This is a genomic window from Virgisporangium aliadipatigenens (genome assembly GCF_016863615.1).
GTDB classification, from domain to species: Bacteria; Actinomycetota; Actinomycetes; order Mycobacteriales; family Micromonosporaceae; genus Virgisporangium; species Virgisporangium aliadipatigenens.
In genome coordinates this window covers 1-14,128 of record NZ_BOPF01000064.1, presented here as the reverse complement: position 1 = coordinate 14,128, position 14,128 = coordinate 1, and the positions used below count along the sequence as shown (strand labels likewise).

The window sequence follows — 14,128 nt, the reverse complement described above, 5'->3', positions numbered from 1 at the left end:
CCGTAGCCATATCAAGAAACCTTTAGCAAGATGTCTTGATACGACTGCCGTCTATGAAGTGGTGCGGCGCAGTGCCGAGCCGAGGTCGCCCGTCACCACCAGCGCGAAGTCCTGCGGCGGCCGCAACAGGTTGCGCGCGAACACCTGGATCACGTACACCCCGTCGGTCGGCGCGTCGAAGCGCACCACCTCGACGTTGTTGTCGGCGTCCGACTGTGTCAGCTTGTCCCGCAGTTCGGCGTTGCCCACCGTCTTGCGGCCGCCCGGCTCGCGCACCAGGAGGCTGACGTCGTTCTGCAGGCCGCGGCCCGGCAGGTCGGTGTAGGCGAGGCAGATCCGCAGCGGCGTACCGGCCCGCGCGGTCACCGCGTACTGGAAGCTCTGGCCGGTGCGGGTCAGCTGGCGCGCCGGCTCCTGCCAGTTGTCCACGAACTCCAGCCGCAGCCCGGGCGCGGACGGGTTGGGCAGGCTGTCGGCGAGCTGCACCGCGCCGAACCCCTGGTGGTAGTTGGGCCGGCGGGGCCAGTCGGCGACCGCGTCGCTGCCGGAGAGCCACGCGGTGCCGTTGATCAGCGTCGCCTTCAGCAGTGCGGCGCTCGGCGTCCAGTCCCGCACACTCGTGTAGTACTCGCGAACGAGCGCCGCGCAGCCGGCCACCAGCGGCGTGGCCATGCTGGTGCCGCCCATGTAGGCGTAGTGCTCGTTGTCGTCGACGAGGCCCCAGAAGTGTTCCGCGGGGGCGTCCGGGCTGCGCGTGGAGACGATGTCGGTGCCGGGGGCCACCACGTCCGGCTTGATCCGGCGGTCGTCGCACGGCCCCCGGCTGCTGAACGCCGCCACCGCCTGCGCGTCACCGGAGACGAGGGCGTGCGCGATCGGGGCGTCGGGAAAGTCGTTGCGCCACACCTCGCCGTAGGTCCGGCCGGAGATGCCGCCCTCGGTGCGGCTGCTGCGGGCGGCGCCGACGGTGAGGGCGTTCTTGCACGAGGCGGGTGAGCCGATGGAGAGCCAGTCGACGAATCCGCGCTGCGCGTGCCGGGCGTTGGCGGCCACGCCCTCGTTGCCGGCGGCGATCACCACGAGCATGTCCCGCCGCTGGGCCACGTACGCGTCGACGTCGATCGACTCGACGGTGTACGCCGACGCGGTCGCCGCGCCCCAGCTGTTGTTGTGGATGCGCGCACCCGCCTGGTAAGCCGGTTCGAACAGATCTGCCAGCGAGACCGGCAGCCCACCGAGGCCGCCGCGCGCGTCCAGGAGCGACTGGAAGAAGAGCTTCGCCTGCGGGGCGACCCCGCGGTACCGCCCGGCCGAGGCGGACCCGTCCCCCAGCACCGAACCGGCGACGTGCGTGCCGTGCCCGTTGGGGTCGGAGGAGTCGCCGGGACGGCCGAGCGCCACGGCCTCCACGACGCGCCCCTTGAAGTCGACGTGCTCCGCGTGCAGCCCGGTGTCGGCGACGGCGACGACCTGCCCGGCCCCGGTGTACGGCAGCCCACCCGCGGCCGGGTCGCCGACCCCGAGCAGCCCGCAGGCCACGTCGTTGAACAGCTTCGGCGGCACGTGCTCCACCATCGTCAGCACCTCGGGCAGCGCCCCGAGCTCCAGGGCGGCGTCGGCGTCGGTCAGCCGCACGCGGACCTTGCGCCCGCCCGCGCCCACGACGGGGTGGCCCCGCTCGTCCAGCCACGCCACGACCCGCTCGCGCGCCTCCTCGTCGGTGAGCCAGAGGTCCCACGCGCCGGAGGTGTCGGCGATGTCGAACGAGAGCACCTGCGGCCCGGTCACCTCGGTCCCGTGCCGCGTCACGTCGGCGACGAAGTCCAGGGCGAAGACGTCCTCGGCCTGCGCACGGGTCGCGGTCGCCAGGTACGACGCCGGGGTGAGGGTCTCCTCCAGCCGGGCACCGGTGGCCTCGATGGCGGTGCGGCGCTCCTCCAGCAGCGGCGCCTCGACGAGGCTCACCTGCCACTGGGTGGTGTCCTGCGGCGCGAGCTCCGGCAGCCCGAGATTCTCGGCCGGAACATCCGGCCCGGCGCCCAGCCACTGCCGGGTGGCGCCCTCGGGTGCCGGCGCCACGGTCGTCGCGTACTCGTCCACGATCACCCCCTGTGCCTCCAACTCCGGAACGGCCGCCTCGTCGATGTCGCCGATCACGTAGCTTTCCGTCGAAACCGCATTGGCGAGTTGTCCGTTAGCGGCGGTTAATTCCGCCTCGCTCATGCAGTAGGCGATGACGCGCTTCACGGCCATTGTGGACGCTCCCATTTCACTGGCGATTTCCCTAGACGTTATGCAGCTTCCCGACCCGCGGAAATCACCAATCCGACCGCGGAGCGCTACTTTCGTCGGGCATGCCCGGCATGGGCATCACCTTCCCCACATTTCTCAAGGAGCCGACCCCCGATGACGGCATCCAAAACCCGGCGCGTGCGCCTCGGCACCGCGATCGCGGTCGCCATCGTTTCCCTTCTGACGGGCGCCGCGTGCCGCGAAGAAGGCCCCGCCGCCGGTGCCGCACCCGAGCCCAGCCTCGTGTTTCCCACCGGTTCGCTGCCCGCCGCCAAGGCCACCCGCTCGCAGGCGTCGGCGCACTTCCAGCTGCCCTCCGGCAACATCGGCTGTCGCATGCAGGCGGCCTGGGTGCGCTGCGACATCCAGCTGCAGACGTACGCGCTGCCCCCGAAGCCGCCGAGCTGTCAGGGCATCTACGGCAAGAGCATTCGATTCGACAAGATGAAGAAATCGGAGCTTTCGTGCGCCGCCGACTCGTTGCTGCCGGCACCGGAGACGATCGAGCCCGACACGATCGTGATCGTGGAACGGATGCGCTGTGTCGTGCAGGAGTCGGGCGTCACCTGTTATGACACGGAAAGCGGCTTCGGCTTCGCGCTGTCGCGTCAGGAGTACGCGTTCCTGGCCCCGTCCTGAGCGATGACGGTATACCCCCGGGGGGCCGTAGGCTGGTGCGATGACGACGCCCACCCGGGGGTACACCGCCACCAAGGAGCAGTTGCAGGCCCGGTTGCGCCGCATCGAGGGTCAGGTGCGCGGCATCGAGCGGATGGTCGAGGACGACCGCTACTGCATCGACGTGCTGACCCAGATCTCGGCTGTCCAGGCGGCGTTGGACAAGGTCGCGCTGGGCCTGCTGGACGGGCACGCCCGGCACTGCATGCACGAGGGCGCGCAGGAGGGTCGGGCGGAGGAGATGGCCGGCGAGATGATGGCCGCCGTCGCGCGCCTCATGAAGCGCGGCTGAGACACGGCTCCGCCGCCGCGTCCGCGCCCTCAAGTACCGGTGCCGTGCCACGGGACGGACCGGGCGCGTTTCAGCACCCGGACCACCGGCGCGGTCTGCACCTCGCGGATCGTGCCGAGGGCGCCCAGGCACTCGGTGAGGTACCGGTAGAGGTCGCGGTTGTCCCGGCACACCACCGAGATGAGCAGGTTCGTCGGTCCCGTGGTCGCCGCGCAGAACGCCACCTCGGAGCGGGTCGCCACCGCGGCCCCGGTCGCCGCGAGGTCGGCCGGCGGCACGCTAGCCCACAGCCGCGCCTCGGCGCGGTAGCCGAGCACCGTGGCGTCCACGTCGACGTCGAACGTGAGCAGTCCGGCCGCGCGCAACGCGTGCAGGCGGCGCGCGACGCTCGACTCGGACCAGCCGGTGGCGGCGGCCAGGGCGGGATAGGGCGCCCGGCCGTCGGCGGCGAGGGCCTCCAGCAGCGGCCGGTCGCTGTCGGCCAGCCGGACCCGTTCGCCGTCGGCGTAGGTGGGCCGCAGCGCGGCGGCCTGCTCGGGCGTCAGCGCCCCGGTGCCGTTCGGGTGCGGCGCGGCGGTGGTGAAGACGTGCAGCACGCTGTGCGCCGTCACCGACACCACGGGCGCGGTGCGCTGCAGGCGTTGCAGGATGAGTTCGTCGCGCTCCCGCGCCGACCACGAACGGAGGCTCGCGCAGATCTCGGTGCCGCCGGACAGCAGCGCGACCCAGCGGGTGTCGTCGCGACGGGCCAGCGCCTCGGCGACCGAGTCGGCGGAACCGGGCCTGCAGTGCAGCCGCACCAGCCATTCGGCGCCGCCGAGGCTCGCCGCGTCGACGACGCCGACCAGGTTGAGCACACCGGTGCCGCGCAGCCGGTTGTAGCGCCGCGCGACGGTGCGGTCGGAGACGCCGAGCACCTCGCCGAGGCGCGCGAACGGCGCCCGCCCGTCCACCCGCAGCGCGTCGATCAGCGCCCGGTCGAGATCGTCAAGCGCGACGGATTCCCTCTCCACGCCGCACAGCATGACGGATTCCACCGTTCCGACTCGGACTGCTTCGCCGGCCGATGACGTGGGCCGATCCTCGGGTCCGTGAGAGCGATCCAGTTCGCCCGCTACGGCGGTCCCGATGTCCTCGAAGTCCTCGATGTGGAACCGCCCCGTCCCGGCCCCGGCCAACTCCGCGTCGCCGTACGCGCGGCCGGCGTCAACGCCCTGGAGTGGAAGATCCGACGGGGCCTGATGCGACACTTCCGCCCGCTGCGGCTGCCGGCCGGCATCGGCGGTGACGCCGCCGGCGTGGTCGACGAGATCGGCGCCGGCGTCACCGACGTCCGGATCGGCGACGCCGTGTTCGGCTCCGGCCACGAGACCTATGCCGAGCACGCCGTTCTCACCGCGTGGGCGCACAAGCCGGCGAACGTCTCCTTCGCCGGGGCGGCCGGCTTTCCGACGCCGTTCGAGACCGGGGTGCGGGTGCTCGACGAGGTGCGCGTCTCGGCCGGCGACACCGTCGTCGTCAACGGCGCGAGCGGCGGGGTCGGGTCGGCGGCGGTGCAGTTCGCCGTCGAGCGGAGCGCGACGGTGATCGGCGTCGCCGGCCCGTCCAACCAGGAGTACCTGGCCTCGATCGGCGCGATCCCCACCACCTACGGCCCCGGCCTCGCGGAGCGGATCCGCGCACTCGCGCCGCACGGCGTCGACGCCGCGATCGACATCGCCGGTTCGGGCGTCATCGGCGCGCTGACCGACCTGACCGGCGACCCCGCGCGGGTGGTGTCGATCGCCGACTTCTGCGCTCCCCGACACGGCGCCCGGACGTCGACCGGCGTCGGCCGCGAACGCGTACCCGCCCTGCGCCACGGCGCCCGCCTCGTCGCGGCCGGCCGGCTGGTGCTGCCCGTCGCACAGATGTTCCCGCTCGAACGCGCGGGAGCGGCCCACGCCGCGAGCGAGACCGGCCACGTCCGCGGCCGCCTCGTCCTGACCATCCATCCGAACGGAGACTCACGATGACCGTCGTCCTCATCAACAGCTTCACCGTCCCGGCCGGCAGGGAGGAGGAGTTCCTCGACGCCTGGAACGGCACCGTCGCGCACTTCGTCACCGCGCCCGGCTTCCTCGGGGCGCGCCTGCACCGCAACCTCGGCCACGGCGACCGCACGTTCCAGTTCGTGAACGTCGCCCGGTGGAGCGACGTCGGGTCGTACCGGGCGGCGCTGAAGGACTTCGTGCCGGCCGGGCAGCGCATCGAGGGCGTCACGGCCCACCCGGGCCTGTTCGAGGTCTGCGCGGAGCTGACGCCGACGCCCCGGTCGAGCGGAGCCGGTGGCCGATAGTACCCCCCAGGGGTATAGTCGAACGCATGACGACGACGACCTACACCATCACCGGCATGACCTGCGCCCACTGCGCCGGCGCGGTGAGCACCGAGCTGCGCACCCTGCCCGGCGTCACCGACGTCCAGGTCGACGTGCCGGCCGGCACCGCCGCGGTCACCAGCGACGCTCCCCTGGACCGGGAGGCCGTTCGCGGGGCCGTGGACGAGGCCGGCTACGCCCTGGTCGACTGATCGACCCGCCCGCTGCACGGTGGTGACGTCATGAGTGGCCCGACGAACCTCGTCGAGTTGGAGATCGGCGGCATGACCTGTGCCGCGTGCGCCAACCGGATCGAGAAGAAGCTCAACCGCATGGACGGCGTGCGCGCGAGCGTCAACTACGCCACCGAGAAGGCCTCGGTGACGATCGCCGACCCGACGATCACGGCGGACGACCTGATCGCCACCGTCGAACGCACCGGTTACACCGCGCGGGTCCCGGCGGCGCCGGTCGAGGAGGCCGCGCCGCCGTACGACCCGCTCCGCACACGGCTGTTCGTGTCGATCGCGCTCGCGGTGCCGGTGATCGCGCTGGCGATGGTGCCGGCGTGGCAGTTCGCGCATTGGCAGTGGGCGTCGCTGACGTTGGCCGCCCCCGTGGTGGTGTACGGCGGGTGGCCGTTCCACCGGGCGGCGGCGGTCAACCTGCGACACGGGGCCGCCACGATGGACACGCTGGTGTCGATGGGCACGCTGGCGGCGTTCGGCTGGTCGCTGTGGGCGCTGTTCCTGGGCGACGCGGGGATGCCGGGCATGACGCACCCGTTCCGCCTCTCGGTCGAACGGGGCACCGGCACCGGCAACATCTACCTGGAGGTCGCCGCCGGGGTGACGGTGTTCATCCTCGCCGGCCGCTACTTCGAGGCCCGCGCCAAGCGCCGCGCCGGAGCGGCCCTGCGCGCCCTGCTCGAACTGGGCGCCAAGGACGTCGCCGTGCTGCGCGACGGCAAAGAGGTCCGCATCCCGGTGGAGCAGTTGACGAGAGGCGACCGCTTCGTGGTCCGGCCGGGCGAGAAGATCGCCACGGACGGCGTGGTCGAGGAGGGCTCCTCGGCGGTCGACCAGAGCCTCGTGACGGGCGAGTCGGTGCCGGTCGAGGTGGCCCCCGGCGACCCCGTGGTCGGCGCGACGGTCAACGCCGGCGGCCGGCTCGTCGTGACGGCCACCCGGGTCGGCGCCGACACGCAGCTCGCGCAGATGGCCCGCCTGGTCGAACAGGCACAGACCGGCAAGGCCGAGGTGCAGCGCCTCGCGGACCGCATCTCCGGCGTGTTCGTGCCGGTGGTGATCGCGCTCGCCGTGGCCACGCTCGGCTTCTGGCTGGGCACGGGCGCCGGCGCGACGGCCGCGTTCACGGCCGCCGTGGCGGTGCTCATCATCGCCTGCCCGTGCGCGCTCGGCCTCGCGACGCCCACCGCGCTGCTGGTCGGCACGGGTCGCGGCGCCCAGCTCGGCATCCTCATCAAGGGGCCGGAGGTGCTGGAGTCCACACGCACGGTCGACACGGTCGTGCTCGACAAGACCGGCACCGTGACGACCGGCCGGATGGCGCTGGTCGAGGTGATCCCCGCACCCGGCGAGGATCCCGACGAGGCGCTGCGCCTCGCGGCGGCCGTCGAGGCGGCCTCGGAGCACCCGATCGCGCGCGCCGTCGCCGCGGCGGTCGAGAATCCGCCGCCGGTGCGCGACTTCGCCAATCTCGAGGGGCTGGGCGCCCAGGGCACCGTCGACAACCGTCGCGTGGTCGTCGGCCGCCCGCAGCTGCTCGACGCCGTTCTCCCGGAGGAAGCCGAGGGGAAGACGGCCGTGACGGTCGGCTGGGACGGCAAGGCGCGCGCGACGCTGGTCCTGGCCGACGAGGTGCGGCCGACCAGCGCCGCCGCCGTGAAAGCGTTGCGGGACAAGGGCCTTCGACCGGTCCTGCTGACCGGCGACAACGAGACCGTCGCGCGGGCCGTGGCGGCGGCCGTGGGGATCGACGAGGTGATCGCCGGCGTGCTCCCGGCGGACAAGGTCGACGTGGTCAAGCGGCTGCAGGACTCCGGACGCGTGGTGGCGATGGTCGGCGACGGGGTCAACGACGCCGCCGCGCTGGCCCGCGCCGATCTGGGCCTGGCGATGGGCACCGGCACGGACGTGGCGATCGAGGCGTCCGACCTGACGCTGGTGCGCGGCGACCTGATGGCGGCGGTCGACGCGATCGCCCTGTCGCGGCGCACCCTGCGGGTGATCAAAGGCAATCTTTTCTGGGCGTTCGGGTACAACGTGGCGGCCCTGCCGCTGGCCGCCGCCGGGCTGCTCAACCCGATGATCGCCGGAGCGACTATGGCCCTGAGTTCGGTCTTCGTGGTCACCAACAGCCTGCGACTTCGACGCTTCCGCCCAACCCGATAAGCACCGCCTGGACAGCCACGACGGCCCTGAGTTCGGTCTTCGTGGTCACCAACAGCCTGCGGCTGAAGGGGTTCAGGCCTACCCGTTGAGTCGGCCGGACGATAACGTGGCGTACATACATCGATACTGATCGTTGATCAGGGGGATCGTATGTCCACGACCACCGACCTGCCCCGGTACCCGTTCGCCGAGCCGCCGGGGCAGCCGTTCGGGTTGCTCAGCGACCTGGACCGGCACCGGTTCGACGGCCCGGCGACGAAGGTGCGGCTGCCCAACGGCTCCGACGCGTGGCTCATCACCCGCCACGCGGACGTGCGCGCGATGCTGCGCAGCCCGGCGTTCAGCGCGGACGCGAGCCGACCGGCCTTCCCGCTGCTGCGCCCGGAGCCGCCGCAGCGCGACATCGACCGCAAGGGCATGTTCATCCGGATGGACGGGGTGGACCACAGCCGGATCCGGCGGATGCTCACGTCCGAGTTCATGATCAAGAACATCAGGCGGATCGAACCGCTGATCCAGGAGGCGGTCGACAACGCGCTGAACGACCTGCGCGACGCCGGCCCGCCCGCCGACCTCGTGCACCACTTCGCGCTGCCCGTGCCGTCCATGGTGATCTGCCACCTGCTCGGGGTGCCCTACGCGGACCACGCCCGGTTCCAGCAGCTGAGCCGCATGCTCATCGGGCTCAACAACCCGGCGGAGGAGATCAGGACCGCCTCCGACGAACTGCGCGCCTACATCCGTTCCCTCATCGACAAGGTCCGGGAGACGGACCCCGGGGCACGGGGCGAGGACCTGATCAGCCGGCTCGTCACCGAACGCCTCGACACCGGCGAACTCGACGAGCAGGAAATGATCAACATCGGCATCCTGCTCCTCATCGCCGGCCACGAGACGACGGCGAACATGATCGGCCTGTCGGCCCTGCTGCTCATCCAACGCCCGGAGTACTACGCGGCCCTGCACGAGAACCCGGACCTCGCACCCGGCCTGGTGGAGGAGCTCCTGCGCTTCGCCTCGATCGTGCGCTCCGGCCTGCCCCGGCTCGCGATCGAGGACGTGACGATCGGCGACGTGACGATCCGGGCCGGCGAGGGCGCGATCGCCGTGCTCTCGATGGCCAACCGGGACGCGGCCGTCTTCGGCGACGGCGAGGAGTTCGACCCGTATCGCCAGGCGCAACAGCACATCGCGTTCGGCTTCGGCGTGCACCAGTGCATCGGGCAGCCGCTGGCCCGCGCCGAGTTGCGCGTCGCCCTGGTCGAACTGGCCCGCCGCTTCCCCGCGCTGCGCCTCGCCGTCGCCCCGGAGGAACTGGTGTTCCGGGACCGCGCGGTGGTATTCGGCCTGACCGCACTGCCCGTCGCATGGTGAGCGAGGAGGAATGCTGAGCATCAGGGTCGACCGGGACGTCTGCGTCGGCGCGGGCAACTGCGTGCGCACGCTGCCGACCGTGTTCGACCAGGACGACGAGCAGGGCCTGGTGGTGCTGACCGATCCGACGCCCCCGGAGGCGCAGAAGGATCTGCTGCAGGAGGCCGTCGACCTCTGTCCGTCCGGCGCGATCAGCGTGGAGTAGCCCGCTTCCACGCCAGGAACAGCCCCTTGCCCACCGGCACCGTGTGCCCGACGAGGTCGTCCCGCTTTCGCGCGAGCGCGAGGAACCCGGCGACCTCGTCGGGATGCGACAGCACGTTGTCGACGGCGAGCACCCCGCCGGGGCGCAGCACCCGCACGGGATGCGGCCACCAGCGCGGGTACTCGACCCGTTCGGCGTCGAGGAAGAGCAGGTCCACGCTGCCCTCCGGCAGCCCGGCGAGATAGGCGCCGCCGTCGCTGATGACCCGCGCGACGCTCGGCGAGACACCGGCGCGCACGAGGTTCTCCACGACGCCCGGCCATTCCTCGACGTCCACACTGGACACTCGTCCGCCGGTGTCCCGGACGGCGTCGGCGAGCCAGATCGCCGAGTAGCCGTTGGAGGTGCCGATCTCGACCACCTCGCGGGCACCGGCGACGCGCAGCGTCAGCGCGAGCAGGTTCGCGGTCTCCGGTTCGAGGTTGCGGCGTCTGCGGAGGCGGTCGGGCTGGTCCGCGTCGTGCGCGGTGCCGTCGGCGTAGAGCTCGTCGAGAAGGGTGCGCAGGGCCTCGTCCACCGCGACACCCTATGCCAGACGCGCCGCCGATACATCGACAAGCGTCGTTTTAAGCTGGCCGGCCGGTTCGTGCGGGATCGACACGCGGTCATTATGGCCACTGTGCGACATGTCCACTGTGCGGCAGGTGCGATCGATGTCGGCCGAAACAACCGGACACCAGACTGCCGACATGCGTTCACCTGCAATAGCCGCGGCCGTGGTAGTGGCGGTCGCACTCTCCGTCCCCGTGCCGGCGGCCGCCGCCCCGGCCGGTGCGCCCGGCCCCACTCCCCCGGCCGCCGCCACCGCGCGGATCACGCTGATCACCGGGGACGTCGTCGCGCTGTCGCCGGCCGGTGACGGGCGGGTCGCCGCGTCGGTCACGCCGGCGCCGGGCCGGGAGCGGATCACGTTCCACACGCTCGAGGTCGACGGCGGGCTGCGCGTGCTGCCGAGCGACGTCGTCCCGCAGATCGCCGCCGGGCGGCTGGACGTGGACCTTTTCGACGTGGAGGAGCTGGTCGCCGACGGGTTCGGGGACGCGGACTCGCCGGGCCTGCCGCTGATCGTGCGCTACGGTCCCGGCGCCCGCGTGGCTTCCCGTGGTCGCGCCCTCCCGAGCATCGGTGGTGCGGCGTTCACTGCCGACAAGACCACTCTGTCGAACTTCTGGCGTGAGCAGACCGGTCCGCAACTGGCGTCCTCCGGCGGGATCGAACGCATCTGGCTCGACGGTCGGGTGAAGACCACCCTGGACCGCAGCACCGCGCAGATCGGCGCACCCGCCGCGTGGTCCGCCGGGATCGACGGCCGGGGCGTCAAGGTGGCGGTGCTCGACACCGGGGTCGACCAGACGCATCCCGATCTGACCGGCCGGGTGGCCCGCGCGGAGAACTTCACCGACGAGGCCGACACCGTGGACCGGCACGGGCACGGCACCCATGTGGCCGCCACGGTCGGCGGGTCGGGTGCCGGTTCGGGCGGCAGCCGCAAGGGGGTGGCCCCGGGCGCGGAGTTGCTCGTCGGCAAGGTGCTCAACGGTGCCGGTAGTGGCTACGACTCGTGGATCATCGCCGGCATGGAGTGGGCCGCCGCACAGGGCGCCGACATCGTGAGCATGAGCCTCGGCGGCGAGGCGAAGGGCGGCTCCGACCCGATGAGCGAGGCGGTCGAGCGGCTCAGCGCGCAGACCGGCACGCTGTTCGTCGTCGCGGCGGGGAACGCCGGCCGGATGGGCTCGATCGGCACGCCCGGCATCGCGACGGCGGCGCTGACCGTGGGCGCGGTCGACCGGTCGGACGCGCTGGCGCCGTTCTCCAGCCAGGGGCCGCGCGCGGGTGACGAGGGGCTCAAGCCGGACATCACCGCGCCCGGCGTCGGCATCGTCGCGGCCCGCGCGGCCGGCACGTCCATGGGAAAGCCCGTCGACGCCAGCTACACGGCGGCCAACGGCACCTCGATGGCGACCCCGCACGTCGCCGGCGCGGCGGCCCTGCTGGCCCAGCAGCACCCCGACTGGAACGGCGCCACGCTCAAGGAGGCGCTCACCGGCACCGCGCAGCCGACGGCCGGCCTGTCCGCGTACGCCCAGGGCGCGGGCCGGGTCGACGTGGCCCGCGCGACCACCCAGGCCGTGCGCGGCACGGGCACCCTGGACCTCGGCCTGTACATCGACACGAACCCCGCACCGTCCACAAAGGACATCACGTACACCAACGACGGCAACGCACCGGTGACACTGACGCTGAAACTGGCGCTCGACAACACCACCACCGGCAAGGCCGAACCGGACGCGCTCAGCATCCCGGCGACGGTGACCGTTCCCGCGCACGGAACGGCGAAGGCGCCCGTGACACTGGATCCGAAGAAGATCGACCGGGGCCTCCACAGTGGACGGATCACCGCCACCGCCCCGGACGGCACGCGGGTCACCACCGCCGTCGGCCTGCCGGTCGACGGGCCGCGCCACTCGGTGACGTTCCGCGCCGTCGACCGGTCGGGGCGGCGCACCGGTGTGCCGGTGCTGCTCATGTACGGCGAGATGCCCAACAACGACGTGCTCAACTACATCGAGAACGGCGGCGAGCTGACCGTCCAGGGGCTCACCGAGGGCGACTACTTCCTGCACGCGCTCATCGCCGACGGCGGCCCGCAGGACGAACAGGTCACGCTCGTGGTCAATCCGGAACTGGTGCTCGACCGCGACCTGGTCGTCACGCTCGACGCGCGCACCGGCACGCCGATCCGCATCGAGACGCCGAAACCCGCGGAGCAGCGCACGATTCTGAGCTACTACTCGCACCGGGTCACGCCGGGCGGGCGGACGATCAGCCACGGCGTGATGCACTTCAGCGGCGTCCGGCAGGTCAACGTCACCCCGACCGCACCGCTGCGCCGCGGCGGCAGCTTCGAGTTCTCGTCCCGGTGGCAGTTGGTGGCGCCGCAGGTGAGCGCCTCGGTGCCGGGTGTGCCGAACATCGCCGCGTACCTGCGGACCCGCTCGCCGGTCTTCGAGGGGAAGCGGCGTTACCCGTTGGTCGTCGACGACGGGCGCAGCGACGTGCGCGGTCGGGCGGTGCTGGTGCCGGCGGGTGACGTTCCCGAGGATGAACAGCTGGCGTCGGTCGCGACGCGCGGGGCGGCAGTCGCTCTCCTGATCAGGCCCGCCGGTTTCTCGGCCTGGAGTGTCTGGTCCCCGGAGGGCGAACGGGAGGCGGTGCCCACGCTGCATCTTCCCGCGGGGTCGGGCATGCGGCTCGTCGAGCGGGCGCGAAAGGGCGCGTACCTGGACCTGACGCTGACGCCGTCGAGCCCGTACCTGTACGACGTCTTCCACGTGGAACGCGGCCACATCCCGCAGCGGATCACGCACACCGTGACCGCACGCAACACGGCCGTCGTGCACACCCGCTACGGCGACCAGGGCGGCTTCGGCTGGGCCAAGGAACAGCGCTTCGGCTGGCGCCCCTGGCAGGAATACTCGTGGAACGACACCTCCCGCCCGGTCGCCACCGGCAGCGAGCGCGAGGAGTGGGTGTCCGCGGGCGACTCCCTGTGGCAGCACCGCGTCTCGCACGACTGGCCGTGGATCGACTTCGGCCCACTGGGCTACGGGCTGCTCGACGAGCCGCGTACCTACCGGGGCGACGACCGCGTGTCGGAGTCGTGGTACGCGCCGGTGGTCCGGCCGGCCGCACCGCCGTCGGTGGTGTCCACAAGGGACGGTGACATCCTGCGGCTGCGCGTGCCGCGGCTGGTCGACGCCGACGGCCACTACGACGACGCCAACCTCGGCGCCGTCACGCTCTCCCGCGACGGCAAGCCGCTCGCCGAACTGCCCAACGCGTGGCGGGACGTGCAGGTGCCCGGCGGCACGGCGACCTACCGCCTGGCGATGACCACCGCCCGCAGCAACGCCGAGTGGCTCTGGGGAACGCGCACCGAGACGGCGTGGACGTTCACGTCGCGCCCGGTCGCCGGTCCGCTGCCGCTGCTGCAGGTCGACTACGACGTGGCGGCGGACGCGACCGGCCGGGTGGCGGCGCGGGCGCACACGGTCGGGTTCACGCTGCGGCACCAGCGCGGGCTCGCCGCGCCGAGGGGAACGTCGCTCACCGTCGACGTCTCCTTCGACGAGGGCGCGACGTGGCGGCGCGTGCCGGCGCTCGGGCGGGACGGCAGGTACGCGGCGCTCGTCCCCGCGGCGCGGGCCGGCACCTCGGTGTCGTTGCGCGTGTCGGCGAACGACCGCCGCACCGGCAGCACGGTCACCCAGACCGTGCTCCGGGCCTACGGCCTGCGATAACCAGGAGCCGGGCGGGGCGCCCGTGTGGGTGGCGCCCCGCCCGCTTGTCCCTCGAAACCGGAGGGCGGACTCCGCTTTCAGATGGCGAAAACAGGGTCCGCCCGCTCCGACACATGTACGAAAATGGATCCATGCAGGACGGCCTGGAAA

At 72.3% G+C, this 14,128-nt stretch carries 13 protein-coding genes; 9 read left to right on the top strand and 4 right to left on the bottom strand.

Annotated elements, in window-relative coordinates; all coding sequences use genetic code 11:
• Positions 1–51: 51 nt before the first annotated feature.
• Positions 52–2,253, bottom strand: coding sequence for a S8 family serine peptidase (locus Val02_RS44875; RefSeq protein ID WP_203905492.1), 2,202 nt, complete (start codon positions 2,251–2,253; stop codon positions 52–54).
• A 153-nt stretch (positions 2,254–2,406) separates the two neighbouring features.
• On the opposite strand from Val02_RS44875, the gene Val02_RS44870 reads away from it, so the two are divergent.
• Both Val02_RS44870 and Val02_RS44865 read left to right on the top strand, forming a co-directional pair.
• Entirely contained in the window at positions 2,407–2,931 is a 525-nt protein-coding gene (locus tag Val02_RS44870; RefSeq protein ID WP_203905491.1) for a hypothetical protein, read from the top strand.
• Between the two features lie 40 nt (positions 2,932–2,971).
• Entirely contained in the window at positions 2,972–3,262 is a 291-nt protein-coding gene (locus Val02_RS44865) for a metal-sensitive transcriptional regulator (RefSeq protein ID WP_203905490.1), read from the top strand.
• Between the two features lie 29 nt (positions 3,263–3,291).
• On the opposite strand, the gene Val02_RS44860 is transcribed toward Val02_RS44865, so the two are convergent.
• On the bottom strand, positions 3,292–4,275 hold the full coding sequence (locus Val02_RS44860) for an Lrp/AsnC family transcriptional regulator (protein WP_239153811.1): 984 nt from the start codon (positions 4,273–4,275) through the stop codon (positions 3,292–3,294).
• A 78-nt stretch (positions 4,276–4,353) separates the two neighbouring features.
• On the opposite strand from Val02_RS44860, the gene Val02_RS44855 reads away from it, so the two are divergent.
• From Val02_RS44855 to Val02_RS44830, 6 genes are all read left to right on the top strand, one after another.
• Entirely contained in the window at positions 4,354–5,277 is a 924-nt protein-coding gene (locus tag Val02_RS44855) for an NADP-dependent oxidoreductase (RefSeq protein WP_203905489.1), read from the top strand.
• The gene (locus tag Val02_RS44850; RefSeq protein WP_203905488.1) at positions 5,274–5,600 is read left to right on the top strand and encodes an antibiotic biosynthesis monooxygenase family protein; all 327 of its coding nucleotides are present in this window, start codon (positions 5,274–5,276) and stop codon (positions 5,598–5,600) included. The genes Val02_RS44855 and Val02_RS44850 overlap by 4 nt, the downstream gene beginning before the upstream one ends.
• A 26-nt stretch (positions 5,601–5,626) precedes the next feature.
• On the top strand, positions 5,627–5,833 hold the full coding sequence (locus Val02_RS44845; protein WP_203905487.1) for a heavy-metal-associated domain-containing protein: 207 nt from the start codon (positions 5,627–5,629) through the stop codon (positions 5,831–5,833).
• 30 nt (positions 5,834–5,863) lie between these two features.
• Positions 5,864–8,035 (top strand): heavy metal translocating P-type ATPase, encoded by a 2,172-nt coding sequence (locus Val02_RS44840; protein ID WP_203905486.1) that lies wholly within the window; start codon positions 5,864–5,866, stop codon positions 8,033–8,035.
• Between the two features lie 150 nt (positions 8,036–8,185).
• Positions 8,186–9,409 (top strand): cytochrome P450, encoded by a 1,224-nt coding sequence (locus Val02_RS44835; protein WP_203905485.1) that lies wholly within the window; start codon positions 8,186–8,188, stop codon positions 9,407–9,409.
• A gap of 10 nt (positions 9,410–9,419) precedes the next feature.
• Positions 9,420–9,614, top strand: a complete 195-nt coding sequence (locus Val02_RS44830; RefSeq protein ID WP_308440057.1) for a ferredoxin — start codon at positions 9,420–9,422, stop codon at positions 9,612–9,614.
• Here the strand turns inward: Val02_RS44830 and Val02_RS44825 are convergent.
• On the bottom strand, positions 9,601–10,191 hold the full coding sequence (locus Val02_RS44825) for an O-methyltransferase (RefSeq protein WP_203905484.1): 591 nt from the start codon (positions 10,189–10,191) through the stop codon (positions 9,601–9,603). The two genes, Val02_RS44830 and Val02_RS44825, sit on opposite strands and share 14 nt — an antisense overlap.
• Before the next feature lie 9 nt (positions 10,192–10,200).
• A complete protein-coding gene (locus Val02_RS44820; RefSeq protein ID WP_203905483.1) occupies positions 10,201–10,365 on the bottom strand; it encodes a hypothetical protein in 165 nt (54 codons plus the stop codon).
• Between Val02_RS44820 and Val02_RS44815 the strand changes: the two genes are divergently transcribed.
• Positions 10,364–13,978: a S8 family serine peptidase gene (locus tag Val02_RS44815; protein WP_203905482.1), complete on the top strand. Its 3,615-nt coding sequence runs from the start codon at positions 10,364–10,366 to the stop codon at positions 13,976–13,978. The genes Val02_RS44820 and Val02_RS44815 overlap by 2 nt on opposite strands.
• The last annotated feature ends 150 nt before the right edge of the window (positions 13,979–14,128 follow it).

Excerpts from the sequence above, each read along its gene's own strand:
- Val02_RS44875 (WP_203905492.1), bottom strand. The coding sequence starts at position 2,253 with ATGGCCGTGAAGCGCGTCATCGCCTACTGCATGAGCGAGGCGGAATTA.
- Val02_RS44870 (WP_203905491.1), top strand. The coding sequence starts at position 2,407 with ATGACGGCATCCAAAACCCGGCGCGTGCGCCTCGGCACCGCGATCGCG.
- Val02_RS44865 (WP_203905490.1), top strand. The coding sequence starts at position 2,972 with ATGACGACGCCCACCCGGGGGTACACCGCCACCAAGGAGCAGTTGCAG.
- Val02_RS44850 (WP_203905488.1), top strand. The coding sequence starts at position 5,274 with ATGACCGTCGTCCTCATCAACAGCTTCACCGTCCCGGCCGGCAGGGAG.
- Val02_RS44845 (WP_203905487.1), top strand. The coding sequence starts at position 5,627 with ATGACGACGACGACCTACACCATCACCGGCATGACCTGCGCCCACTGC.
- Val02_RS44840 (WP_203905486.1), top strand. The coding sequence starts at position 5,864 with ATGAGTGGCCCGACGAACCTCGTCGAGTTGGAGATCGGCGGCATGACC.
- Val02_RS44835 (WP_203905485.1), top strand. The coding sequence starts at position 8,186 with ATGTCCACGACCACCGACCTGCCCCGGTACCCGTTCGCCGAGCCGCCG.
- Val02_RS44830 (WP_308440057.1), top strand. The coding sequence starts at position 9,420 with ATGCTGAGCATCAGGGTCGACCGGGACGTCTGCGTCGGCGCGGGCAAC.
- Val02_RS44815 (WP_203905482.1), top strand. The coding sequence starts at position 10,364 with ATGCGTTCACCTGCAATAGCCGCGGCCGTGGTAGTGGCGGTCGCACTC.
- Val02_RS44820 (WP_203905483.1), bottom strand. The coding sequence starts at position 10,365 with ATGTCGGCAGTCTGGTGTCCGGTTGTTTCGGCCGACATCGATCGCACC.